This is a genomic window from Bacillus sp. Root131 (assembly GCF_001429475.1).
Classification (GTDB): domain Bacteria; phylum Bacillota; class Bacilli; order Bacillales; family Bacillaceae_G; genus Bacillus_A; species Bacillus_A thuringiensis_S.
Map to the genome: position 1 here is coordinate 212,545 of NZ_LMJQ01000034.1, position 25,830 is coordinate 238,374.

Here is a 25,830-nt window from a genome sequence, read left to right on the forward strand (position 1 = left end):
TTTTTTATATTCCGCCTAGCTTCATTCCAAGGAAGGCAAAGGCGATACCAATTATGTAAGTAGCACTTAAATATAAAAGGAAGATGTACAGTTTTTTACGATTGAGAAGCTGAACAGATTCTAATTTAAGCGTAGAAAATGTAGTGAATGCGCCCATAAATCCAGTACCTAATAATAGTTGCCAGCCTGTAGTGACTCCGTTGCCAATTATATATCCAAGTAAAAATGCCCCTGTTATATTAATAAGGAATGTAGCAATTGGAAATTGTGTTTTATTTCTTTTCTTAAACCAATTGCTAATTGCAAATCGTGTAATCGCGCCGAAAAATCCACCTGTTGCCACTAATAAAGCTTCTATCATAAGTGATCACCTTCCGTAAGATGTTTCTTAATTAAGAAATCACCTAGTGTATAGCCAAGACCAGACATAATGAGACCACCAAGTATGCTGCATGATACATATAAGAAAGCCGTATCCCATTCAGAATGATTGATTAGTTGCACAGTTTCTACACTAAATGTTGAAAACGTCGTAAAGGAACCGATGAATCCAGTCCCAATGCCTGTGATAATTTCTAATGGTAAGATGTTTCGCCGAGCGATATAGGTAGTTAGCCACGCTAATAGGAAGCAGCCGAGTAAGTTGATGAGCAATGTAGCTAGCGGAAATGAATGATTCCATGAAGTATGAATAGTAAGACCTAAATAATAGCGAGAAAGGGCTCCTAATATACCGGCTATGCCAACGATAATATAAATCAATTTTTTCACCTCTTTAAATAGCTTGCTCAAAAAAATGACTCCTACCAGTAGTTATACTGGTAGGAGTCATTAGCTAAGCAGCAGTTATGGCGAACTCCATCGCCTCTGATTATTACATATAGTGTACTAAATATACCGTCTAATTTCTAGTGAGGAGGTGGGTGTAACTTTTCTTTTTTTGATGTCTGAAGGTTTTTTAGTAATTAAAATGAGATCGATTACTTATCAACTAAATATAGTGATATACAGTTTTAATTATGATAAAATGTTTCTTATGTGTGTCGTTTTATTTTATTTGACTGAAAATAAAGAAAAATAAATTCGCGTGAAAAGGAGTCATTTATTTGAAGAAATTTTTAAAAATCGTATTTATATGTGTTTTAGTATTAGCGGGCATTGTAGGAGGATTTCTAGCGTATATGACACTTACTAAAGAACAGCCTGCTGATGTTATAAGCTTGAAGGTGGAGAATAATAAGGAGCGCGTATTAGCGACTGGAAATGAATTTAAAGTTACAACATTTAATATTGGATATGCTGGGTTAGATAAGGATCAAGATTTCTTTATGGATGGTGGAAAGGGATCTGGTTCAAGTAGTAAAGAGCAAACGGAAATTAATTTAAAGAATATGCTTTCGTTTTTACAAAATGAGAATAGTGATTTTGCGCTATTACAAGAAGTTGATATAAAGTCACTTCGTTCATTTGATGTAAATGGACATGAATTTTTGAAAAAAGGATTACCTGATTATGTTTCGTCATTTGGCAAGAACTACGATACGAAATGGGTTCCAGTGCCAATAACAAATCCAATGGGATATGCGGAGGCTGGATTAAGTACGTTTTCTAAATACACTGTTCAAGAAGCGAAGAGGTTCCAGCTGCCTGGAATGGAGCCTTGGCCAAAGCGTTTGTTTGATTTAGATCGAGCAATTGTGGAATATAAAATTCCTGTTAATAATGGGAAACATGTTAGACTCGTAAATCTACATTTGTCTGCTTATGATGAAGGCGGGAAAATTAGAAAACAGCAAGTAGAGTATTTAAAAGAATATATGAACAAGCATTATGAAAATGGTGATTACGTAATAATGGGCGGAGATTGGAATCAATTAGTTTCGAACGCTCAATTAAGTGATCCGAAGTTTGTGAAAGAGCGTCCTGAGTGGTTAGTAGAGTTACCGAAGGATTTTACGGACGGTGGCTTTAAGTGGGCTGTAGATCCGTCTGTTATGACTGTGAGAGATGATGTAAAGAAATATGTCGAAGGTGAAAATTTCGTCACTATTATTGATGGCTTTATCGTTTCACCGAATGTAGAGATTGTAAATGTACAAGGGAAAGATTTAAAGTTTGAAAATAGCGATCATAACCCAGTGAGTGCGGTATTTAAACTGAAGTAATTGATATGTATAAGTAGAAGGTGGGGCTTCATATGGAGTGGTTAAAGAGGACTTGTTTTTCTAACCTTGAGAAAGAATCACAGAAAAATCATTTATTACTGTTTATAACGATTTGTAGTTTCTGCCTTGGGATAATCGCGATTGGGTATTATGGATATATTTTTACAGAGAGAGCAATAGCGTTTTGGATTTGTGGTATTTCTGTCGTTGCATTTGGAACGCTTTTTACTTTTATAAAAAGTATGGAATCAGCGTATAAATATATCATGACATTTATGTTGCTTACCATGTCTTACATCATGGTACAAGCTTTTAATGAAAGCCCGGCTGTATTTCAAATGGTTTATTTTACATTAGCTGTTTCACTTATTTACTTAAGTGAGCGCCTCATTTTAATTCTTGGTGGGGTAGCTGTTGTAATCACATTTATTCTTTGTAGCTATTGGCCGAAGCAATTTTTTGCTTATACAGCCTCGTCTGAAGCTGCTAATTTTGCAAGTTTGTTAGCGATTGTAACAATTGCTATGTGGGGCGTCACGAAAATCGGTTCTAATCTGCTCCTTCATTTAAGTGATGAGAAGCAAGAAGTAATGAGAAAAGCTCAGGAGTTAGAAGAGACGCAAAGACTTATTGAAGAAACAGTTGTGAAACTAGATAGTAATTTCAATCATTTAAGACAAAATATGAACACGTCGATGGAATCGATGAGTGAAATTAATTTTGCCTTTGAAGAGGTAGCAGTTGGTACGCAATCACAATCAGAAATGATGTATCGTTCGGTAGAGGTATTGAATGATATGGAGGGAAATATTGAACAAATCATCTCTCAAGTAAGAACTGCATCGGCTCGTGTGGATGAAAGTTTAGACATTTCAAAAGGTAGTGTACATACTTTAAGAAATTTTGAAGCTAACATGAGAAGTTTAAATGATGTTGTTTCACAGTCTGGAATTATATTTAGAGATTTAATGATGCAATCGAAACAAATTAATGAAATTGTAGATGTAATAACGAATATTTCAAGTCAGACGAGTTTGCTAGCTTTAAATGCAAATATTGAAGCTGCGAGGGCAGGTGAGCATGGAAAAGGTTTTGCTATTGTAGCGAGTGAAGTGTTACAGCTTGCTGAAGAATCAAATCATTCTGCGGGAAGAATTCAAGGGATTTTGAAGGAGTTTAGTAATCAAGCAAGTAAGGTAGAAGTGCAGGTAGAGAAGTCAGAAAGAGTACAAGAAGAGTGTAACGAAATGTTAGCAAGCGTTTTAACAAACGTAACTGATTTAGGGAAGTTTATTGATGCGATTAATAAAGTAATGCGAGAGGTTGTTATTCATCAAGAAAGTTTCCAAGTTAAAACGACGAATATTGTAAAGGATGTTACGCATGCTTCTAACGTAATTCAGCAAACTTCTACAGCTACAGAAGAAGTGCTAGCGAGTGTGGAAGAAGAAAAACATCGAAATGATATATCGGTGAAGACGTTACATACTGTTAGCGAGCAAGTGAAGTTACTAGAAGATATTCTAGAAAAGTAATATTTCTTGAAAAGGGCACACCATGTGTGCTCTTTTTTCATTTAAATGAATACTTGATAGTAATTTAATTGCTTTTCTGCGCGTTTTCTGCCAAGCTTAAGGAGATAAAGTGAGACTAATACCTACTGATTATTAGTTGAACCTCGCAAATAGCGGGATAAAATACTTCAAAGAAAGAATTATATAGGTGACGAATATGATTGAAGTTAAGACTTCTGAACTTAGTGATGGAGAATTTAATAGAGGTGTATTTGCAACTCGTGATATTAAAAAGGGTGAGTTGATTCACTCAGCACCAGTTATCTCTTATCCGAATGAACAGCATGAACACATTGAAAAAACGTTACTTGCTGACTACGCATTTGAGTATGGGGTAAATCATACGGCATTCCTGTTAGGATATGGCATGTTATTTAATCATGCATATAATCCGAATGCAACGTATGAAATTGTCTTCGAGAATCATACTTTTAACTTCTTCGCGTATAAGGATATAAAAGCGGGAGAAGAAATTTTAATCAATTATAATGGTGAAGTGGATGACGATGAGCTATTATGGTTTGATAAGGAAAAAGAAGAGAACGAAAAATAATTTAATGAGTATAGAAAGAGCACATTCTGTGGAATGTGCTCTTTTTTCATTGATGTAAATAAAGTAAAAAGTACAAAAAAATACCACTTTCTTTTTGTATGGTATAGTAAGATACTGAGGGATAGTGTTTTGAAAAAGTCACATATTTTACAAATTGTTGTCTTTCTGATGACATGTCAAGTTTAGTAGTCCATTTGGGTTGCTTTATTATGCAATATATATTTTAATATGAGTGGCACCTCTTATAAATTAAGAGGTTTATAGGTGTCTCGAATTGATTTTGGGTACACTGTATCCACCACTTTAGGTTCTTTCATGTACGTGGGGATATTATGGGCCCGTATAACGGGATAAAATGAATATAGAAATAGAGGAATCGTAAAATGAATATGCAAGAGGTTTATAAATATTTAAGTACGGTATTGCCTGAAGGACATGTTAAACAAGATGAAATGTTAAAGAATCATACGCATATTAAAGTTGGCGGAAAAGCAGATGTTTTCGTTGCGCCTACAAATTATGATGAAATTCAAGAAGTTATCAAATATGCGAACGAATATAATATTCCAGTTACGTTTTTAGGAAATGGATCGAATGTCATTATTAAAGATGGTGGAATTCGCGGGATTACAGTAAGTTTAATTCATATTACAGGTGTTACTGTAACAGGAACGACGATTGTAGCACAGTGTGGCGCAGCAATTATTGATGTATCACGCATTGCATTAGATCATAATTTAACGGGTCTTGAGTTTGCTTGTGGTATTCCAGGTTCAGTTGGCGGAGCATTATATATGAATGCTGGTGCATACGGCGGTGAAATTTCGTTTGTATTAACAGAAGCTGTCGTAATGACAGGTGATGGAGAGCTACGTACTTTGACGAAAGAAGCATTTGAATTTGGATATCGTAAGAGTGTATTTGCGAACAACCATTACATTATTCTTGAAGCGAGATTTGAACTTGAAGAAGGTGTACGTGAAGAAATTAAAGCAAAAATGGATGATTTAACGTTTAAGCGTGAGTCAAAACAGCCTCTAGAATACCCTTCTTGTGGTAGCGTATTTAAGCGCCCACCAAATAACTTTGCTGGTAAGTTGATTCAAGACTCAGGACTACAAGGTAAGCGAATTGGTGGAGTAGAAGTTTCTTTAAAACATGCTGGATTTATGGTGAATGTTGATAACGGAACAGCACAAGATTACATCGATTTAATTCACTTCGTACAAAAGACAGTTGAAGAGAAATTTGGCGTGAAGTTAGAGCGAGAAGTAAGGATTATTGGAGAAGATAAGGAATAACGAAATACGTATGAAGATATGAATTATTTTAAAATAATATTTGGGTATTGTTGACAATTTGTTTTCAATTCAATATAATGGCTAATAATTTAACAAATAACATACGTTGAAAGAGCCCAGTAGCAGTTTGTCACTGTTAACGAGAGAGCTAGGGGTTGCTGGAACCTAGCACAAACAAACTTGCGAATTACACTCTGGAGTATCTTAGGTAATGCTAAGCGGACTAGCAATCGATATTATTGCTAAGAGTGGTATGAGTAGCTATGCTATTTATGCAAACTGGGTGGTAACACGGTGAATAATCGTCCCTATGTCTATCGTAGACATAGGGGCTTTTTGTTTTTAAAAAATAAAGGGGATGACAAAAGATGAATATTATTGATGAATTAGAATGGCGCGGCGCCGTTAATCAGCAGACTGACGAAGAAGGCTTACGTAAGCTAGTAGAAGAGAAAAAGATTTCACTATACTGCGGAGTTGATCCAACTGGTGATAGTATGCATATCGGACATTTGATTCCGTTTATGATGATGAAGAGATTCCAATTAGCTGGCCATCATCCTGTTATTTTAATTGGCGGGGCAACAGGAACAATTGGTGATCCGAGTGGACGACAATCAGAGCGTCAACTTCAAACGTTAGAAGTGGTTCAGCATAATGTAGATGCGTTAACAGCACAAATGAAAAAGCTATTTGATTTTGGTGGAAATAGCGAAGTGAAGATGGTAAATAACTATGATTGGACACATGAAATAAATATTATTGAGTTTTTACGTGATTACGGGAAAAACTTTAGCATCAATAGCATGTTAGCGAAGGATATTGTAGCAAGCCGCTTAGATACAGGTATTTCTTTCACAGAATTCACATATCAAATTTTGCAAGCGATGGATTTTCACCATTTATACACGAAAGAGGATGTTCAACTTCAAATTGGTGGTAGTGACCAATGGGGAAATATTACGAGTGGTTTAGATTTAATTCGTAAGTTAGAAGGTCATGAGGCTAAAGTATTCGGATTAACGATTCCGTTATTATTAAAATCGGACGGTACGAAGTTTGGTAAATCAGCAGGTGGTGCAGTTTGGCTTGATCCTGAAAAAACGACACCGTTTGAATTTTACCAGTTCTGGGTAAATACAGATGACCGTGACGTAATTAAATACTTGAAATACTTTACGTTCTTAAAGAAAGAGCGTATTGATGAATTAGCAGCGAAGGTAGAAGTCGAGCCTCATAAACGTGAAGCGCAAAAAGTGCTAGCGGAAGAAATGACGAAATTCGTTCATGGAGAAGAGGCGTTATTACAAGCTGAGAAAATTACAGCAGCGTTATTTAGCGGAGATATTAAATCGTTAACAGCTGATGAAATTGAACAAGGTTTTAAAGAAATGCCAACATTCCATTCTTCAAAAGAGACAAAAAATATTGTAGAGTGGCTAGTTGATTTAGGAATTGAACCATCCAGACGACAAGCACGCGAGGACATTAATAATGGTGCGATTTCTATGAATGGTGAGAAAGTAACAGATGTGGGTACGGATGTTACTGTAGAAAATTCATTTGATGGAAGATTTATTATTATTCGTAAAGGGAAGAAGAACTACAGCCTTGTGAAGTTAGGCGAATAGTTTGTGTGAAAGGGGTGGGAGTAGGAAGAATACTTCCACCCCTTTCATATACACAATTTGGACATAAAATAATCAGTAAATTTAGATAATTAAAAGGGTTATATTATTCTTCTGCCGAATATATAAGTTAGAGAAAATTACGGATAAAGTGAAACTTTAATCAGTGGGGGGATTGTTCCTCCCCACTGATTATTAGTTGAACCAATCGGGCTTTTACGGGCAGTTAATCTTCCGACTTCATCCCTGCATTCACTGGATTTTAAGGTGGAGGTTTTACTGCCCGTTAATGCGGGATAAAAATAGCCCGAACCATGCTGGGCATGATTCGGGCTTATATTCAGATTAGTAAGCTAAGCTGAATAGACCTTTAATATGTGATAAGTAACGAACGTTACTTGCTTCTTTCATTAATGATGCTGGTAAGCCTTTAAGTGGAGTATTGCTTGCTCCAATTGTAGCAACCGCATCTTTACGTCCTAGACTAGCAAGTGTTCCAGAGTTTACAGGTGCGAACTCTTCGAATGCTTTGCCTTCTAGTGCTGCGTATAAGTTGTATCCAATTAACTCACCCATTTGCCAAGCGATTTGTGCAGTTGGTGGGTATGGACGACCGTCTGGAGAGAAGACAACAGCGCTGTCTCCAGCAACGAATACGTCTTTGTGAGAAGTAGATTGCAGGTATGCATCAACTGTTGCACGACCACGGTTAACTTCAAGACCTGATTCACCGATTAATGGGTTACCTTGTACGCCACCTGTCCAAACGAATGTGTTAGCAACAAGTTTTTGACCGTCTTTTAAGTCGATCTCATTGCCAGCAACGTTTGTTACAGGAAGACCTGTTAAGAATGTAACACCGCGTGCTTCTAGGCTAGTAGTTGCACGTTCGATTAAGTGGTCTGGTAATACTGGAAGGATTTTTGGACCTGCTTCAACAAGAAGAAGTTTAACTTCTTTTGGATTTACGCCGTGGCTTTTTGCAAGTTTAGGCATAATGTCAGCAAGCTCACCAACTAGCTCAACGCCAGTTAATCCGCCACCACCGATTACGATTGTAGCATCAGCTTCGTTTTTCGTTTTCGCGTATTCACGAATACGGTCTTCAACGTGTTTGTAGATTTTGTTTGCATCAGCAGCAGATTTTAATACCATGCTGTTTTCTTCTAGTCCTGGAATACCGAAGTAAGCAGTTTTACTTCCTAAAGCAACTACAAGTGCATCGTAAGATAAATTAGTGCCGCCAGCTAGTTTGATTTCTTTGCTATCAACAGAGAATGACTCAACTGTTGCGATTTTAAGATCGATATCTTTGCCTTTGAAAAGCTTTGTAAGTGGCATTGCAATTGCTTGCTCAGCAACGTTACCAGCTGCAAGGCGGTGTAGTTCAGTGATGATTTGGTGTGTTGGGTATTGGTTAATCACTGTAACTTGTGCTTCTGATTTGCTGTAATATTTACGTACGTTTAAAGCGGCAAGAAGACCGCCATAACCAGCGCCTAAGATGACAATTTGTTTTGACATAGTATGATATCCCCCGTCTTTACTAATTGTTGTTATAAGTTAAATTATTTATTGTTACGTTCTGCACTAATTTGAAGATATGCGTTCACAAAGCGGAACATTTTTTGTGCTTGTGGATCTTTTAGTAATTTTAATAGACCGAATAGGCCGATAACTTCAGTACTTTCGTCAGCACGATCTTTCGCTTCGATTGCAGTTGCAGCCATGCTTTTCACTGTATCTTTTACAGGTTCTACAAGCTCTGTAATTGCACCAACAGTGTCGCTTTTTAATACTTCATCAGTAGCAACAGTTTGAGCGAAGTCATAAGACTTAGTTAAAATGTTAACAAGCTCAGTTAATTTTGGAAGCTGTTCTACTAGTGTTGTTAATGATTCTTGTACCTCAGGTTTTAACAACTGATCAAGTACATCAAGTTGTCCTTGGCTAGCAGAAATTTGTACAGTTTCTTGTTCTGGCTTTGTTTGAGTCATAGTTTCTGGCATCTCCAATTCTCCTTTACGATAGCAATACTCTTATTTTTTATAAGTAAGATAGTAAATGTTTACGAAACTTTATGCAAAGTTTCACAAAACACAATAAAATGCCTTTAAATCTATGGCAGCAAACAAGCTGACATAGATCTAAAACCACATTTTCTTACCTATTGTTTATGAACTGTCCGATACATGGCTTGTCCGCATAATGGAAAAGCTCCGCTACCGGAAAGTGTATATAATATATATCCTATATTATATACTATATGCACCTATGTTAACATAAAAATGATTCCTAATTATTTGATATTGAGTGTATAACCTAGTGCTGACAAGGTATGAAAGCGTATAAAATATTTTGTTTTAGTTAGAAATGTACATATATATATAGGAAAAAAGGAAAAAACGAACAAATTCATGTTCGTTTTTTCCTTTTTTCCTATTATTCACCTTCTGCAATTAGCATCGATGTATTACCTTCTTTTTCAAGATGACATTCGCCCCAAGTACAAAGAGAGTCAAGAATTGATTCTAAAGACCAACCGTAATCAGTAAGGGAGTATTCTACTTTTGGCGGGACTTGGTTGTAGACTTTTCTTTGAATGACCCCGTCGTCCTCTAATTCGCGTAATTGCTGAGTTAACATTTTTTGTGTAATACCAGGCATTAAACGTTTTAGTTCACTCGTTCTTTTTGTGCCTTTCGTTAGATGACAAAGGATAACAACCTTCCATTTTCCACCGATAACCTCTAAAGTCGCCTCTACAGGAATATTGTATTTCTTCATATGAAACCCTCCTTTTATGAGTAAAGTAAGCTTAATAATACAAATGTTACTTTTTAGTACCTATAGCACTTTAAAGTACGTACTTTTTATCATGTTAAATATGTTTCATAATAGCACATGTGAGAAGCAAGTGAGTAGTACGGTACCAAAAAGTGACTATGTTACTTTTTAGTGCCTATCGTACTTTAAAGTGCGTTCTTCAAAAAAGAAATGAAACCATTCATAATAGCATTTGTAAGTATAAAATATATTTTTTAGAAGATAAAAGGGCCTTTTTATCACACTATTATGATTGGATTTCTTGTAATAAGGAGGAATTCAATTGAGTTCATATACAGTACCATCTTCAGAAGTTCAGACGAATCGAAGAAGTATGTTTGCTTTATTAGCACTAGCAATTAGTGCATTTGGGATTGGTACGACCGAGTTTATTAGTGTCGGTTTACTACCATCTATTTCGAAAGATTTAAATGTTTCGGTTACAACAGCTGGTTTAATCGTTTCTTTATATGCATTAGGAGTAGCGTTTGGTGCTCCAGTATTGACGTCATTAACAGCTAGTATGTCGCGAAAGACGTTGTTAATGTGGATTATGATTATTTTCATTATTGGCAATGGTATTGCGGCAGTAGCAACAAGTTTTACTGTGCTACTTATCGCGAGGGTTGTATCTGCGTTTGCGCATGGGGTTTTTATGTCAATTGGATCTACAATTGCGGCTGCGCTTGTACCTGAGAATAAACGTGCAAGTGCAATAGCATTTATGTTTACTGGTTTAACTGTTGCGACTATTACAGGTGTACCAATTGGAACATTTATCGGTCAACAATTTGGCTGGAGAGCATCGTTTATGGTTATTGTGGCAATTGGAGTCGTTGCTTTAATCGCCAACAGTATGCTAATTCCTTCTAACTTAAAAAAGGGTACGTCTGTATCATTTCACGATCAATTTAAGTTGATTACGAACGGAAGACTATTACTTGTATTTATCATTACTGCATTAGGATACGGGGGAACATTCGTAACATTTACGTATTTATCTCCGTTATTACAAGAAGTAACAGGATTTAAAGCAAGTACCGTTACAATTATTTTGTTAGTATACGGAATTGCAATTGCGATTGGGAATATGGTCGGCGGAAAATTATCAAATTATAATCCGATTCGAGCGTTATTTTACATGTTCTTTATTCAAGCGATTGTATTATTTGTTTTAACATTTACAGCGCCATTTAAAGTTGCTGGATTCATTACAATTATTTTTATGGGACTATTTGCGTTTATGAATGTCCCAGGGCTACAAGTGTATGTCGTTATCTTGGCTGAGAGGTTTGTACCTAGCGCTGTTGATGTAGCATCAGCGATTAACATTGCAGCATTTAACGCAGGAATTGCTCTTGGTGCTTACTTGGGCGGTATTGTAACGAACTCGTTAGGATTAATTCATACGGCTTGGGTAGGCGGAATTATGGTAGTAGGTGCTGTGATTTTAACAGCGTGGAGCATGACATTAGAAAAAAGAGATCAAGTAAAATAAAAGGAGAGAAAATAAAATGAAAAACTTACAAAGTAAAACAGTATTAAATAATGGTGTAGAAATGCCTTGGTTCGGTTTAGGTGTATTTAAAGTAGAAGAAGGACCAGAACTTGTAGAAGCTGTAAAATCAGCGATTAAAGCAGGATACCGTAGCATCGATACAGCTGCAATTTACGGAAATGAAAAAGCTGTAGGTGAAGGAATCCGTGCCGGTATTGAAGCGACTGGTATTTCAAGAGAAGAATTATTTATCACTTCAAAAGTATGGAACGCAGATCAAGGATACGAAGAAACAATTGCTGCATACGAAGAGAGCTTAAAGAAATTAGAACTAGATTATTTAGACCTATATCTTGTTCACTGGCCTGTAGAAGGAAAATATAAAGATACGTGGAGAGCGCTAGAAACACTTTATAAAGAAGATCGCGTACGTGCAATTGGCGTAAGTAACTTCCAAATTCACCACTTACAAGATGTAATGAAAGATGCAGAAATTAAGCCAATGATTAACCAAGTAGAATACCACCCTCGTTTAACACAAAAAGAATTACAAGCTTTCTGTAAAGAACAAGGTATTCAAATGGAAGCATGGTCACCACTTATGCAAGGTCAATTATTAGATAACGAAACATTACAAGCAATTGCTGAGAAACACGGTAAAACAACAGCACAAGTGATTTTACGTTGGGATCTTCAAAACGGAATAATCACAATTCCAAAATCAACGAAAGAACACCGCATTATTGCAAACGCGGATGTATTTAACTTTGAATTAACAAAAGAAGACATGGAAACAATCGATGCGTTAAACGAAAATCACCGCGTTGGTCCAGATCCTGATAACTTCGATTTCTAAGATTAAAGTAAGAAAGAAAAAAGAGTGCTTTTATGCACTCTTTTTTTGTGCATAAAAATATTTTCTAATTAAATACTACTTAGTATTAAGTTTGTTATTAAGGGGCTGTAAATATGAATATAAAGCAATCGTTCAAACTTTTAGCTATGTTTTTAAGTGTCTTATTTGTATTATTCCCACTTCAAAAAGCATTCGCAGAGGTTATGGACCATACAAAGTATGAAATGGATTGGAGTTATAGTAGGTCAAAGAAGAAACCAATCCGAACAGAACTTATTAAAACGGCAGATGGAAAAATTGCATTTTGCTTAAATGTAGACTTAAAATCTCCGAGCGGTCAAGACTTACCAGAAATGGGGAAAGTAGATATTAACGTGTACCGTGTACTGTTGAATGGATATCCACAAAAGAGCCCACAAGAATTAGGGGTATCTGATTGGAGAGAGGCGCATTACGCAACGCAACTGGCAGTGTGGAATGCGTTAAAACAAATTGATGTTAATGATTTAGATTTCCGCAATAAAAATGTAGAGAAAGTAACGAAAGACATCGTTGCAAAAGCAAACGCTAGTGAAGAGTTACAAGAAATTACGATGAGTGTAACTCCTACAGAAGAACAAGAAGCAGTATTAAAAAATGATTTCTTTGAAACAGGTTTATATACAGTAGAAACAAATGCAAAAAGCGGAACGTATAAAGTGCAAGCAACAGGTGCACCAGCGGGCGTGAAGTTTGCAAATGAAAAAGGCGAAACAAAAACAGAATTTAATGTAGGAGAGAAGTTCCGCATTTTAATTCCGAAACAAACACCAGCTGGTGGATTTAGCTTTAAAGTATCAGGAAATTTAACGAAATTACAAGGGATTGCGCATAAAGGTACACCGACTATTCAAAATGCAGTAGTATTACTTGAGCGTAGTGAAGAGAAAACGAGCCCTGAGTTAGCGGTAAGTTGGAAAAAGGCTGAGGCTCCAAATAAACCAAATAAGCCATATACTCCAAATGAACCGCATAAACCGAATCAATATAAAAGGTAAATAAAAGCATTGGCCTATGCCAATGCTTTTTGTACGCAAGGATTAAAGTTATATTAAGAAAATAATAAAATAGATAAAATAGTGTTTTTACAGAGTAAATTATATTTTAAAATAATATAAATATAACTAAATCCTAACGTTACGATTAATAGATTAAATTCACAAAATTGTAATATTATTCTTGGGGGGAGGCTATTAAATACAGGTAAAAGCGTGTAAAATTCAGTTGGAAAAACTACCTATAGATGGTCATATATGAAGAAAATGTAAGGTTTTATTTTTAGATGTATAGATGACGAGACTAAAATATATCTTTTACTATTTTCCTTTTATGTAAGAAGAGAACTCATCACAAGTAGAGCGAAGTGAGGAGGGCGTAATACATAAAAAATTTACAATATAAGAAAGCGAATACATTTAGAGAAATGCGGTAGTAATTGATATAGGTGCGAGAGGTGTTAGTCTATTCAATGAATGTTTTTATAAAAATAATAGGATTTCTTATTAAATGAATATATAGGATGGTTTGTCTAAAAAAAGGACAGGGGACACAGATTATGTCAAAGCAGAAAAAGAGTAGGGTATTAGTAGCTGGTATTTGTATATCTACATTATTATCACCAGTAGCTTTCGAAGCATCGAAAGGATATGCGGCGCCTTTGGAAAAGAATAAGGGCGGGCAGTTGGAAGAGAGTAAAGAGAATCGTTTGGAGCAGAGAACGTTTCATTTGCCTGGGAAAGGTAGTGTTGAAGAAGAGCAAAAACGCTTAAAAGTACGTTATGTACTTTCAACAAATGAACCAACTGGAATTTATGCTGGTCCAAATGAAGAAATTAAAATTGAAATAAAAGGAACGCAATCTATTAAAGCGTTCATAGGAACGAAGTCATATGATGAAAAAGGGTTTGAAGAATTTGAGTTAAAACCTGGTGAAAATAATATTTCATCTTCAAGAGGTGGAATACTATATTTTTATAACATGAATAATGATGGCGAAGTAACAGCTTCAGTTATTCATGGAGGAAGTCATTTTCCATTATTTGTATTAGGGAAACACACAAAAAAAGATTGGGATGCAATGTTAAAAAAGTATAAAAATCCTTATGCAGTTGAATTGAAGGGTGAGAGAAGTTTAATTACTGCAAGTCCTGAAGCAGTGGCAAACTATATGGGAGAGACGGATCCAGTAGAATTAATGAGGCTACATGATAAGATTATTCGCTTTGAAAATTCTGTAGCAGGATTATCTGAAGATGGTATAGGGGTGTCAAAAGCTCCAAACCACTATATCCAATTTGTTGAAAAGAGAAAACCAGATAAAGATGATTGGATGTTTGCTACTCATTATCATACAGGGTATGTTCCAGAGACTATGGATAGGGTTTTAAATATAAAGAGATTACAAGGAGATGGCTGGGGACCGTGGCATGAAGTAGGGCATTTACATCAGCAAGCTCCTTGGTTTTGGTCAGGTGTAGGAGAAGTAACAGTAAATATATATTCATTATCGGTTCAAAGAATGTTAGGCAATAAATCAAGTCTAGAAGAAGATGGTCATTATAAAAAAGCTTTTGCTTACTTAGATAATCCTGATGCTCAAAAAAAGATGGAAGAATTCGAGAAACTAGTAATGTTTTGGCAACTTGATTTAGCTTATGGAGAGCATTTTTACCCTAATTTACATCAAATGTATCGCTTATTACCAGAATCTGAAATGCCTGCTTCAGATGAAGATAAAAAGCAAATGTTTATTTATATGGCATCGAAAGCGGCTAAACAAAACTTAGTGCCGTTTTTTGAGAAATGGGGATTAGGTCCAAATGATGAGGTTAGAGGGAAAATCGAAAATTTAAATTTACCTAAATTAGAAAAAGAAATATGGAAAGCAACAGATAGTAATATTATTCGTGAAAAACAAGTGAAACCATACGGCGGGCTTCCTTATGGTGAAGCGTCTACTGTGGTACAAGATCTCATCGTTGGTGCGAATTTTAATGAAAATCTAGCAAATAGTCTTGTTCAAAATTTAGGTGAAAATGTAAAAGTAACAGGTAGAATTATGTGGCCGTATTTAGAGGTTGGAAAAAGAGCGGTATTAGTAGAAATTGAGGATGAGAAAGGACAGAGAAATTTCATTTCTGTTCCAGTTAACAGTCTTTATGGAGATACTATGGTATTTAAAGGTTACGGTGATGAGGTAAATTCTGTTATAACGCTCCTTCATGATGAAAAGAAAATCAACGTTTCTTTCGTTGGTAATGAGTTTCATGAGCGCTTTAAAAATGAAAAGTATGTAGGGATTACCTTATATGATAAGGATGGAAATGAAAAGAAAAATATTTCTATAGAAGGGCAAGAAAATTCTAAAAAAGTTGCTTTGCAACTTGAAGGTGTTGAACTTCAATATGGCGATATTATGAAAGTATATCATGCAGAACCAAGTCGTTTCGATTGGTATCAAAGTAATAAACTTGTAGATCAAGGTGGAGCTAAGAATAAAAAAGAAAAGTTCTTTAAGATTACTCCACAAGGATATGAACTAATAGACGGTATACAGGAAGTAGAAGCAGTACCGCAAAAAGTATTAATCGGGGCAGACGCTGAAAAATTAGAAGCGAAAAACTTTGTTCAAGTAAAAGGTGGAGAAGTAATTGGATTTGTAGAAAAACCGAATACAATGAAAATCGGTGAACAAAAAGTAAAAGTAGAAACGAAAGATCGTTTCGGAAATAAGAAAGTGACGGAAGTGCCAGTAGAAGTAACTTATGGAGATAGCCTATTTGTATATGGATTAAGTTATGGTAGTGACGATATGAAATCGATTATAACGTTACATCATGATACGAAAAAAATGAGTGCGACAGATACGGATAATTTGATTCATGATTACTTTGGAGATGAGAAGTATTTTGAATTCACCTTGTACAATAAAGAGGGAAAAGAGAAGAAAAATATAGAGGTAAAAGGCTTGGAGAATACAGAAGCTTTTGCCAAGGAAGCAAATGGGTTAGCATTTGAATATGGAGATGTGGTGAAAGTATACCATGCAGAGTCTTCACGTTTACATTGGTATCAAAAAGGTTTATATGTGGGAGAAGGAAAAAATAAAGAAATAAAAGAATTATTCTTCGAAATTACTGAAAATGGATTTGAGAGATTAAAATCATTGCAAGAAGTCACAGCGAAACCTCAACAAGTAGTAATCGGAACAGATGTTGAAAAGTTAGATCCAAAAGCTTTTGTTGAAGTGAAAGACGGAGAAGTAGTTGGATTTGCGGAGAAACCAAATACAACGAAAATCGGCAAACAAACAGTAAAAGTAGAAACGAAAGATCGCTTTGGTAATAAGAAAGTGACGGAAGTTTCATTAGAAGTGGTTTATGGAGATAGCATTGCATATGCAGGAAATGGCGATGATATTGCTTCAATTGTAACTTTAAAGCACGAAGAGAAGAGATTCCATGCAACTGATATGGATAGCGAAATTCATGAGTATTTTAATAAAGAGCTATACATGGGGATCGCGTTATACGATGGAGAAGGAAAAGAGAAAAAACATGTAACAGCAGAGGGACAAGAAACATCAGAGAACTTTGCGAAGCAAGTGAATGGTATACAGTTCGAGTATGGAGATGTAGTGAAAGTATTCCACGCAGAACCGGATCGTTTGAAATGGTATCAAAATAATACACTTACTGGTCAAGGTGAGAAAAAAGGAACAAAAGAACTATTCTTCAAAGTGACAGAAAAAGGTTTTGAGAGAATGGACATGTTGCAAGAAGTCACAGCGAAACCTCAACAAGTAGTAATCGGAACAGATGTTGAAAAATTAGAAGCGAAAAATTTTGTTCAGGTGAAAGACGGAGAAGTAGTAGGATTTGTAGAAAAACCAACTACAGCAAAAGTTGGAAAACAAACAGTAAAAGTAGAAACGAAAGATCGCTTTGGTAATAAGCAAATAACAGAAGTGCCAGTAGAAGTGATTTACGGAGATAGCATTATGTTCTTCGGTACATGGCACGACGAAACGAATATTAAATCGATTGTTACATTAAATCATGAAGAAAAGAAATTCAGTACAACAGATTCAGAAGGTCCAATGCATACTTCATTTGCAGATGAGAAGTATATGGGAATGACTGTGTATGATAAGGATGGAAAAGAGAAGAAAGATTTATCAGTAAAAGCATCGGAGAATACGAAAGTATTTGCAGAACAATTTAATGGAATGACTTTTGAATACGGTGATGTAATAAAGGTATATCAAAGAGAGTTTGATAGATTTAAAGTGTATAAAAAGAATGAACTAATGAATGCGCAGTATGGTGTTCATGAAGTGCTCTTTAAAGTGACAGAGCAAGGTTTTGAGAGAATGGAAGCACAACAAGAAGTAACAGCTATACCGCAAAAAGTAGTAATCGCAACAAACGCTGATAAATTAGATGCAAAAAACTTTGTTCAAGTGAAAGATAGAGAAGTAATTGGATTTGTAGAAAAACCAAATACAACAAAAATCGGTAAACAAACAGTAAAAGTAGAAACGAAAGACCGTTTTGGAAATAAGAAAGTAACGGAAGTACCAGTAGAAGTAACATATGGAGATAGTCTTGTATACCAAGGGCTGGGTGATGATATTCGTTCTATTGTAACGTTAAATCATGATGATAAGAAACTACATGTAACGTCTACAAATGAACAAATTCATAGTTACTTTAACAATGAATTATATATGGGAATTACCCTATATGATCAAAATGGAACGGAGAAAAAACATGTAACAGCAGAAGGACAAGAAACTTCAAAGAATTTTGCGAAGCAAGTAAATGGTATGATGTTCGAGTATGGTGATGTAGTAAAAGTGTATCATGCAGAATCTGATCGTTTAAGTTGGTATAAAACTGGTGAGTTAATTGGAAAAGGGGATGCGAAAAAATTTAAAGAGATTTCCTTCAAGATTACTCAAAATGGCTTAGAGCAAGTACGATAATAAGAAAAAGCTCGTAAAACATTATGTTTTACGAGCTTTTTTATTATTCAGCTTCAGAAACAACTGTGAAGCGTTCGTTTACATGTTTTGGATTTTCGATTTCATCAAGTGCTGCAACTGCGAAGTCCTCGTAACTTACGTAGCTATCACCTTTTGAGTTAACAAGAAGATTGTCTTTGCCAGCTTTGTAAGAACCAGTGCGTTTTCCTAATGCGAATAGTGCAGAAGGGCTGATGAATGTCCAAGTGATATCATTTGTTTGTTGCAAGATTTCTAAGTTTTTACCTTGGTTTTGAGCTGTTGCAAGGTATTCGCCTGGGAAACCTGGTGTATCAAATACACGTGTTGTTTTTTCTTCGTCTACAAATAAGCTTCCTGCTCCGCCAACTACAAGTAATTTTGTATTTGGTGCACCTTTCACAGCTTCAATAAGTACGTTTCCTGCATCTACGTGAAGGTGTTCTTGCCCTGCTGGAGCACCAAATGCATTTACAACTACGTCGAATGCTTGTAGGTCGTTAGATGTAAGAGAAAATACGTCTTTTTCTAAAACTTTTACGTTTTCTTCTGTAATTTTTGCAGCGTTTCTTACGATTGCAGTTACTTCATGTCCACGATCTAATGCTTCTTTTAAAATACGACTTCCTGCTTTACCAGTTGCTCCGATAATTCCGATTTTCATAATAAATCCCTCCAAAGTGTTTTGTTAAATTGTATATCTGAAAGTGAATGAATGTATTGTAATTAGGTTTGTTACAACATGTTGTAATCATTATAGTTACAGGTAGGTGTTTTTGTCAATGGGGTAGTTTGTAGATTTATTTTTTGTTTTAGTATGCACAGTTAGAGGGAGGAGAGTCATAAAGATATTGTTACTTCGCGCTTGGCTAATATTTGGAAATTGCAAATTGTCGAAAAATGTTGATTTTTGAATGTTTTTTAAATATAATTCGTTTTATGGAGAAAAGGAGGGGTTAATTGTATGAATATTTTGGAACAATTCGTTTCATCAACGAATACGATTCTTTGGTCATATATTCTTATTGCAATGTTAATTGGTTTAGGGCTTTATTTTTCTATTAAATTGAAATTCGTACAGCTTACTCATTTAGGAGAAATGATTCGTTTAATGAGTGATGGACTAACTGGCAAGACACGTAAAAAGGGCAGTGTATCATCGTTCCAAGCATTTTGTATGAGTTCTGCAGCTCGTATTGGTATCGGGAACTTAGCTGGTGTAGCGTTAGCTATTTCTATGGGAGGGCCTGGAGCTGTATTTTGGATGTGGGTTATTGCGATTATCGGTGCTTCTTCAAGTTTCGTAGAAAGTACGCTTGCGCAAATTTATAAAATAAAAGATGGCAGTGGCTTCCGTGGTGGTCCTGCTTATTATATGGAAAAAGGTTTAAATAAACGTTGGATGGGGATTTGGTTCTCTATTCTGATTACAATTAGTTACGGTTTAATTTTCAACTCAGTACAAGCAAATACAGTAACATTAGCATTTGAAAATGCATTTGGCTTAGAGCGTTATATTGTTGGTATTGTATTAGCTGCATTAGTTGCGGTTATTATTTTTGGTGGTGTAAAAAGTATTGCACGTATGTCGGAAATGATTGTTCCGCCAATGGCGCTTATTTATATTGCCGTAGCTATTTTTGTTGTCATTAAAAACTTCTATTTAATACCAGATGTGTTTACGGAAATCTTTAAAGGTGCATTTGGTTTAGATTCAGCTGTAGGTGGCGGTATCGGTGCTGCGATGAAATATGGTATTCAGCGCGGATTATTTGCGAACGAAGCAGGTATGGGTAGTGCGCCGAATGCGGCAGCAACAGCTGATGTAACGCATCCAGCGAAACAAGGTTTTATTCAAACGATTGGAGTATTAGTAGATACATTCCTAGTATGTACATCAACAGCATTTATCGTACTATGTTCTGGTGCATATAAAGCAACGAATTTAGAAGGTATTGAATTAACACAAAATGCATTAAGTTCACAAATTGGCCCATGGGCGAGCAGTTTCTTAGCGATTATTATTTTCTTATTTGCATTTAGTTCACTTCTAGGAAACTACTATTATGGTGAAACAAATATTGAATTCATTAAGCAAAGCAAAACGTGGTTAACAATTTATCGTATTGCGGTAGTTGGAATGGTATTATTCGGTTCTGTTGCGACGCTTCAAGTTGTATGGAATATGGCGGACTTATTTATGGGGCTAATGGTAATCACGAACTTAATTGCGATTACACTTCTCGGCCGATTTGCGTATGCTGCATTGGCAGACTATGTAAGGCAAAAGAAACAAGGAAAAGATCCAGTCTTCAGTGCAGATTCTATTCCTGGTTTAACGAATACAGAGTGTTGGGATAAGTCAGCGGTAACAGATAAAGAAAAAGCAGTGTAAATGAAAAGGCGAGCATCGAGGTGAATTCGATGCTCGCCTTTTTTGTTGTAGGAAATGATGAAAAGGGTGAGAGGTAATTATTAATATAATTTTTTTTGTTTATTTCTCTCTCGTTATTTGTGGGGAACGTGCTGTATTAAAAGTATGACTGGTCGAAGAGGATAAGTGATTGAGTATTGGATAAATGTATGTAATGGCTATATTTTTATGTAAAAAAAACACGTATGTTAATTTTATTAACATATTCATGTTATAAAACCTTACATAAAGTTCTTGATTACTTAAAGTTTTTAGAATATAATTTTCTTATTGTTAGGAAGAGGGGGCAATGCAAATATGGATTTTTTAGCTAGGGTAATTGGGGATGTAAATAATATCCTTTGGTCATATGTCATTATTGCGATGTTAATTGGGTTAGGGCTCTATTTTTCATTTCGTGTGAAATTTGTCCAAGTTCGTTACTTCGGTGAAATGATTCGTTTGCTTGGGGATGGAGCAAGCTCGAAAACGAGAAAAGCGCAAAAAGAGAAGAGCGGCGTATCATCATTTCAAGCGTTTTGTATGAGTACAGCTTCTCGTGTAGGTACTGGTAACTTAGCTGGTGTAGCTATTGCAATCTCAGCAGGTGGTCCAGGAGCAGTATTTTGGATGTGGTTAATCGCGGTAATTGGGGGTGCTTCTGCATTTGTAGAGAGCACATTAGCGCAAATTTATAAAGTAAAAGATGGGAATGCATTCCGTGGGGGCCCAGCGTATTATATGGAAAAGGGTTTAAAGAAACGCTGGTTAGGTGTTGTGTTCTCTGTTCTAATAACAGTAAGTTTCGGATTGATTTTTAACGCTGTACAGTCTAATACTGTAGCGGCTGCCTTTGATGGGGCGTTCAAAACAGATAGTAGATTAGTAGGTCTTGTTATGGCTGGTTTACTTGCAGTTATTATTTTCGGCGGAGTAAAACGAATTGCTCGCGCGGTTGAAATGATTGTTCCAGTAATGGCAATTATTTATGTAGCAGTGGCATTATTCGTTGTTGTAACAAACATTACGGCAATTCCATATGTATTTAAAGAAATTTTCTTACATGCTTTCGGAATTAAAGAAGTAGTAGGTGGAGGATTAGGAGCTGCGATTTTATTAGGGGTAAAACGTGGATTATTCTCAAATGAAGCAGGTATGGGTAGTGCGCCGAACGCAGCAGCGACTGCAAACGTAACGCACCCAGTTAAACAAGGTTTCATTCAAACTTTAGGGGTATTTACAGATACATTATTAATTTGTAGTTGTACAGCATTTATTATTCTTTTATCAGATGTGCATAATGCAGCTGATTTAAATGGAATTCAATTAACGCAGCAGGCGTTAAGTCAACATATCGGTCCATGGGCTTCTATATTTGTAGCAGTTGCAATCTTCTTGTTTGCATTCAGTTCATTAGTAGGTAACTACTACTATGGTGAAACGAATATTGAGTTCTTAAATGGAAGTAAAGTGCTATTAAATGCATACCGCATTGCTGTACTTGGTATGGTTATGCTAGGGTCCGTGGCGACAATTCAAATCGTTTGGGATTTAGCAGATTTATTTATGGGAATTATGGCTGTTATTAACTTAGTAGCAATTGTATTCCTTTCTAAGTACGCTTTCGCAGCGTTATCAGATTATATTAAGCAAAAGAAACAAGGGAAAGATCCAGTCTTTTATGCGGAGTCTATTCCAGGTTTGAACAATACAGAGTGTTGGGATAAGACAGAGGTAGCTGATAAAGAAAAAGCAGTATAATGAGGTGAGCATCAAGTGAAACTTGATGCTCATTTTTTGTTGGTTCAGCTATTTGTGTGAAGTGAAACTCCCGTTCATTAAAGTTTCGCTTTATAATGAAAAAGACGAACATTCATGAATGTTTCATAATAAAACGTATTTTTTTTAAGAAAAATGCGGATATGAATTATGATTTATGTTAGAATGGAAAATGCCTTTGAAATAAGAGGTTTTATGATCTTTCCTATCCGATTGAAGGTTTTGGAGGAGAAATGGAAAGTTCGGATTATTTCTTGTTTCGAATGGTCAGACGTTCAACGTTAATGAAGAGTTAAATGGAGGATTTTATTAATGAAGTTTGTTATGTTCCTTGTAGGATTACTCGTTGTATTTGTACTCGGTTTTCTTATAAGTGCCGATCGAAAGAAGATTAAGTATAAACCAATCGCAATTATGCTTATTATTCAGCTAGTATTATCTTATTTCTTATTAAATACGCAAGTTGGTTATATTTTAGTAAAAGGAATTTCAGATGGATTTGGCGCACTTCTTGGATATGCGGAAGCTGGAATCGTTTTCGTATTTGGTGGTCTTGTTAATAAAGGAGAGGTTTCATTCTTCTTAACAGCGCTATTACCAATCGTATTCTTTGCGGTTTTAATCGGAATTCTGCAACACTTTAAAATTTTACCAATATTTATTCGTGCTATTGGTACGTTGTTAAGTAAAGTAAATGGTCTAGGAAAACTAGAATCATATAACGCAGTAGCAGCTGCCATTGTTGGACAAGCAGAAGTATTTATTACAGTAAAAGATCAATTAAGTAAAATCCCAAAACATCGTTTATATACATTATGTGCATCTTCTATGTCGACAGTATCGATGTCAATTGTTGGTTCTTATATGAAAATGATTGAACCAAAATATGTAGTAACAGCACTTGTATTAAATTTATTTAGTGGTTTCATTATCATTCATATTATTAACCCGTACGATATTACAGAAGAAGAAGATACACTGAAATTAGAAAATAAGAAGAAACAATCATTCTTTGAAATGCTAAGCGAATATATTATGCTTGGTTTCACAATCGCGATCACAGTAGCGGCAATGTTACTTGGTTTCGTAGCATTAATTACAGCAATCAATAGCTTGTTTGATTCAATGTTCGGTATTACATTCCAAGCTATTTTAGGATATATTTTCTCACCATTAGCATTCGTAATGGGCATCCCGCAAGCAGAAATGGTAACAGCGGGACAAATTATGGCAACAAAATTAGTATCAAACGAGTTTGTTGCGATGCTTGATCTTGGAAAAGTAGCTGGTGATTTATCGGCTCGTACAGTTGGTATTCTTTCTGTATTCCTTGTATCATTTGCGAACTTCTCATCTATCGGAATTATCGCAGGTGCAACGAAAGGTATCGATGAAAATCAATCAAATGTTGTATCATCATTCGGCCTACGCCTTGTGTACGGTGCGACATTAGTAAGTATTTTATCAGCGATTATCGTTGGTGTTATGTTATAAAGTGAAACTTTAATTAGTGGGGGGAGCTTTATCCCCCGCTGATTATCAGCCCTCACCAATCGGGCTTTTATGGGCAGTTAATCACCCATCTAACTTCTTTGTTTTCGCTGAATGTTGAGATGGGGGTCTTACTGCCCGTTAAAGCGGGGTAAAAAAAGGATGGCTCTAGCTCATAGCTAGGGCTATTTTTTTATGGTAAATTTGCATGAAAAAACCAATTAATTAGGAATATATTAACATATAAAAATCTTTTAAAATTTATATTGCATTTCACCTAGATAACGCTTACAATTTGATTTGTAGGTGGTATCAATTTCAGACTTTCAAGTATGGTAGGAGAGAAGAAGCTACCTTTTATAAATTGCAATTTATGTAAACGCTTACTGATTTTAGATGACAGTTGAATAGTTTTTAGGGGTTTTAAATTTTTTTAACAACAATGGTCAGACGTCATTCGTTATACGTTATACGACCAATAACTCGTGGGAGAAGTGGGGGATTCACATATGAAAATAGTAATGTTTCTAGTCGGTTTACTTGTAGTGTTTGTACTAGGTTTCCTTATCAGTTCAGATCGTAAGAAAATTAAATATAAACCAATTGCACTTATGCTTGTCATTCAATTGGTACTTGCGTATTTCTTACTAAATACAAAGGTTGGATTTGTATTAGTAAAAGGGATCGCAGATGGATTTGGTTCTATTTTAAAATTTGCGGAAGCTGGGGTTAACTTCGTATTTGGTGGTCTAGCAAACGATGGACAAGCACCATTCTTCTTAACAGTATTATTACCGATTATTTTCTTAGCAGTATTAATCGGGATCCTGCAACATATTAAAGTTTTACCGATTATCATTCGTGCAGTCGGTTTCCTATTAAGTAAAGTTAACGGTTTAGGAAAACTAGAATCATATAATGCGGTAGCAGCTGCAATCGTTGGTCAAGGGGAAGTATTCATTACAGTAAAAGATCAACTAAGCAAATTACCGAAAAATCGTTTATACACACTTTGTGCATCTTCAATGTCTACAGTATCGATGTCAATCGTCGGTTCTTATATGAAAATGATTGATCCAAAATATGTAGTAACAGCACTTGTATTAAACTTATTCAGTGGATTCATTATCGTTCATATCATTAATCCATATGAAGTAAAAGAAGAAGACGATATTTTAGAATTACAAGAAGACAAGAAACAAACATTCTTTGAAATGTTAGGCGAATATATTATGCTTGGTTTCTCTATCGCTGTAACAGTAGCGGCGATGTTAATCGGTTTCGTAGCATTAATTACAGCAATTAACGGTGTATTCGATTCAATTTTCGGAATCACATTCCAAAGCATTTTAGGATACATTTTCTCACCATTAGCATTCGTAATGGGTATTCCAACATCAGAGATGCTACAAGCAGGACAAATTATGGCAACAAAATTAGTGACGAACGAATTCGTTGCAATGCTTGACCTTGGAAAAGTAGCTGGCGATTTATCAGCTCGTACAGTAGGTATTTTATCTATCTTCCTTGTATCATTTGCGAACTTCTCATCTATCGGAATTATCGCAGGTGCAACGAAGAGTATCGATGGCAAACAAGCAAACGTTGTATCATCATTCGGTTTAAAACTTGTATACGGTGCAACGTTAGTAAGTATATTATCAGCGATTATCGTTGGGGTTATGCTTTAATAAATTAAGAAA

The 25,830-nt window shown here is 35.6% G+C and carries 19 protein-coding genes, 1 riboswitch and 1 other annotated feature; of the genes, 13 read left to right on the forward strand and 6 right to left on the reverse strand.

Features of this window, described 5'->3' with window-relative positions; genetic code table 11:
• Positions 1-4: 4 nt before the first annotated feature.
• The gene (gene crcB / locus ASE54_RS27995; RefSeq protein WP_000568584.1) at positions 5-361 is read right to left on the reverse strand and encodes a fluoride efflux transporter CrcB; all 357 of its coding nucleotides are present in this window, start codon (positions 359-361) and stop codon (positions 5-7) included.
• Positions 358-762, reverse strand: coding sequence for a fluoride efflux transporter CrcB (crcB, locus tag ASE54_RS28000; protein ID WP_000639338.1), 405 nt, complete (start codon positions 760-762; stop codon positions 358-360). The genes crcB (ASE54_RS27995) and crcB (ASE54_RS28000) overlap by 4 nt, the downstream gene beginning before the upstream one ends.
• Before the next feature lie 53 nt (positions 763-815).
• Positions 816-875, reverse strand: a riboswitch (Fluoride riboswitch).
• A gap of 231 nt (positions 876-1,106) precedes the next feature.
• Between crcB (ASE54_RS28000) and ASE54_RS28005 the strand changes: the two genes are divergently transcribed.
• From ASE54_RS28005 to tyrS, 5 genes are all read left to right on the forward strand, one after another.
• Positions 1,107-2,165 carry an endonuclease/exonuclease/phosphatase family protein gene (locus ASE54_RS28005; protein ID WP_000714043.1) on the forward strand — a complete coding sequence of 353 codons (1,059 nt, stop codon included), beginning with the start codon at positions 1,107-1,109 and terminating at the stop codon, positions 2,163-2,165.
• A gap of 32 nt (positions 2,166-2,197) precedes the next feature.
• On the forward strand, positions 2,198-3,700 hold the full coding sequence (locus ASE54_RS28010; RefSeq protein ID WP_000455072.1) for a DUF4077 domain-containing protein: 1,503 nt from the start codon (positions 2,198-2,200) through the stop codon (positions 3,698-3,700).
• A gap of 196 nt (positions 3,701-3,896) precedes the next feature.
• On the forward strand, positions 3,897-4,292 hold the full coding sequence (locus tag ASE54_RS28015) for an SET domain-containing protein (protein ID WP_000573651.1): 396 nt from the start codon (positions 3,897-3,899) through the stop codon (positions 4,290-4,292).
• A gap of 383 nt (positions 4,293-4,675) precedes the next feature.
• Positions 4,676-5,593: a UDP-N-acetylmuramate dehydrogenase gene (gene murB / locus ASE54_RS28020; protein ID WP_001057103.1), complete on the forward strand. Its 918-nt coding sequence runs from the start codon at positions 4,676-4,678 to the stop codon at positions 5,591-5,593.
• A 97-nt stretch (positions 5,594-5,690) separates the two neighbouring features.
• Positions 5,691-5,906: a binding site (T-box leader), on the forward strand.
• A 55-nt stretch (positions 5,907-5,961) separates the two neighbouring features.
• The gene (gene tyrS / locus ASE54_RS28025; RefSeq protein WP_001021089.1) at positions 5,962-7,224 is read left to right on the forward strand and encodes a tyrosine--tRNA ligase; all 1,263 of its coding nucleotides are present in this window, start codon (positions 5,962-5,964) and stop codon (positions 7,222-7,224) included.
• Positions 7,225-7,566: 342 nt separating this feature from the next.
• Here the strand turns inward: tyrS and ASE54_RS28030 are convergent, their stop codons facing one another.
• From ASE54_RS28030 to ASE54_RS28040, 3 genes are all read right to left on the reverse strand, one after another.
• On the reverse strand, positions 7,567-8,745 hold the full coding sequence (locus ASE54_RS28030) for an NAD(P)/FAD-dependent oxidoreductase (protein ID WP_000043192.1): 1,179 nt from the start codon (positions 8,743-8,745) through the stop codon (positions 7,567-7,569).
• 44 nt (positions 8,746-8,789) lie between these two features.
• Entirely contained in the window at positions 8,790-9,230 is a 441-nt protein-coding gene (locus tag ASE54_RS28035) for a DUF1641 domain-containing protein (RefSeq protein ID WP_001115310.1), read from the reverse strand.
• Positions 9,231-9,663: 433 nt separating this feature from the next.
• Positions 9,664-10,008 carry a helix-turn-helix domain-containing protein gene (locus tag ASE54_RS28040; RefSeq protein ID WP_000760473.1) on the reverse strand — a complete coding sequence of 115 codons (345 nt, stop codon included), beginning with the start codon at positions 10,006-10,008 and terminating at the stop codon, positions 9,664-9,666.
• A 373-nt stretch (positions 10,009-10,381) separates the two neighbouring features.
• On the opposite strand from ASE54_RS28040, the gene ASE54_RS28045 reads away from it, so the two are divergent.
• The 4 genes from ASE54_RS28045 to ASE54_RS28060 all read left to right on the forward strand — a co-directional run bounded on the left by ASE54_RS28045 (position 10,382) and on the right by ASE54_RS28060 (position 18,426).
• Positions 10,382-11,545: an MFS transporter gene (locus ASE54_RS28045; RefSeq protein ID WP_003310068.1), complete on the forward strand. Its 1,164-nt coding sequence runs from the start codon at positions 10,382-10,384 to the stop codon at positions 11,543-11,545.
• 16 nt (positions 11,546-11,561) lie between these two features.
• The gene (locus ASE54_RS28050) at positions 11,562-12,401 is read left to right on the forward strand and encodes an aldo/keto reductase (RefSeq protein ID WP_000793558.1); all 840 of its coding nucleotides are present in this window, start codon (positions 11,562-11,564) and stop codon (positions 12,399-12,401) included.
• Between the two features lie 113 nt (positions 12,402-12,514).
• Positions 12,515-13,438: a thioester domain-containing protein gene (locus ASE54_RS28055; protein WP_001022528.1), complete on the forward strand. Its 924-nt coding sequence runs from the start codon at positions 12,515-12,517 to the stop codon at positions 13,436-13,438.
• Between the two features lie 557 nt (positions 13,439-13,995).
• Positions 13,996-18,426, forward strand: coding sequence for a putative mucin/carbohydrate-binding domain-containing protein (locus tag ASE54_RS28060; RefSeq protein WP_000043251.1), 4,431 nt, complete (start codon positions 13,996-13,998; stop codon positions 18,424-18,426).
• A 43-nt stretch (positions 18,427-18,469) separates the two neighbouring features.
• On the opposite strand, the gene ASE54_RS28065 is transcribed toward ASE54_RS28060, so the two are convergent.
• Complete coding sequence (locus ASE54_RS28065; RefSeq protein ID WP_000689910.1) at positions 18,470-19,108, reverse strand: NAD(P)-dependent oxidoreductase; 639 nt, start codon at positions 19,106-19,108, stop codon at positions 18,470-18,472.
• Positions 19,109-19,408: 300 nt separating this feature from the next.
• On the opposite strand from ASE54_RS28065, the gene ASE54_RS28070 reads away from it, so the two are divergent.
• The 4 genes from ASE54_RS28070 (at position 19,409) to ASE54_RS28085 (ending at position 25,818) form a co-directional block, all read left to right on the forward strand.
• Complete coding sequence (locus ASE54_RS28070; protein ID WP_001022952.1) at positions 19,409-20,839, forward strand: alanine/glycine:cation symporter family protein; 1,431 nt, start codon at positions 19,409-19,411, stop codon at positions 20,837-20,839.
• A 336-nt stretch (positions 20,840-21,175) separates the two neighbouring features.
• Positions 21,176-22,618: an alanine/glycine:cation symporter family protein gene (locus tag ASE54_RS28075; RefSeq protein WP_000346411.1), complete on the forward strand. Its 1,443-nt coding sequence runs from the start codon at positions 21,176-21,178 to the stop codon at positions 22,616-22,618.
• A gap of 330 nt (positions 22,619-22,948) precedes the next feature.
• Positions 22,949-24,130, forward strand: coding sequence for a nucleoside transporter C-terminal domain-containing protein (locus ASE54_RS28080; protein ID WP_000673845.1), 1,182 nt, complete (start codon positions 22,949-22,951; stop codon positions 24,128-24,130).
• Positions 24,131-24,636: 506 nt separating this feature from the next.
• Positions 24,637-25,818: a nucleoside transporter C-terminal domain-containing protein gene (locus ASE54_RS28085; RefSeq protein ID WP_000706853.1), complete on the forward strand. Its 1,182-nt coding sequence runs from the start codon at positions 24,637-24,639 to the stop codon at positions 25,816-25,818.
• Positions 25,819-25,830: the final 12 nt, after the last annotated feature.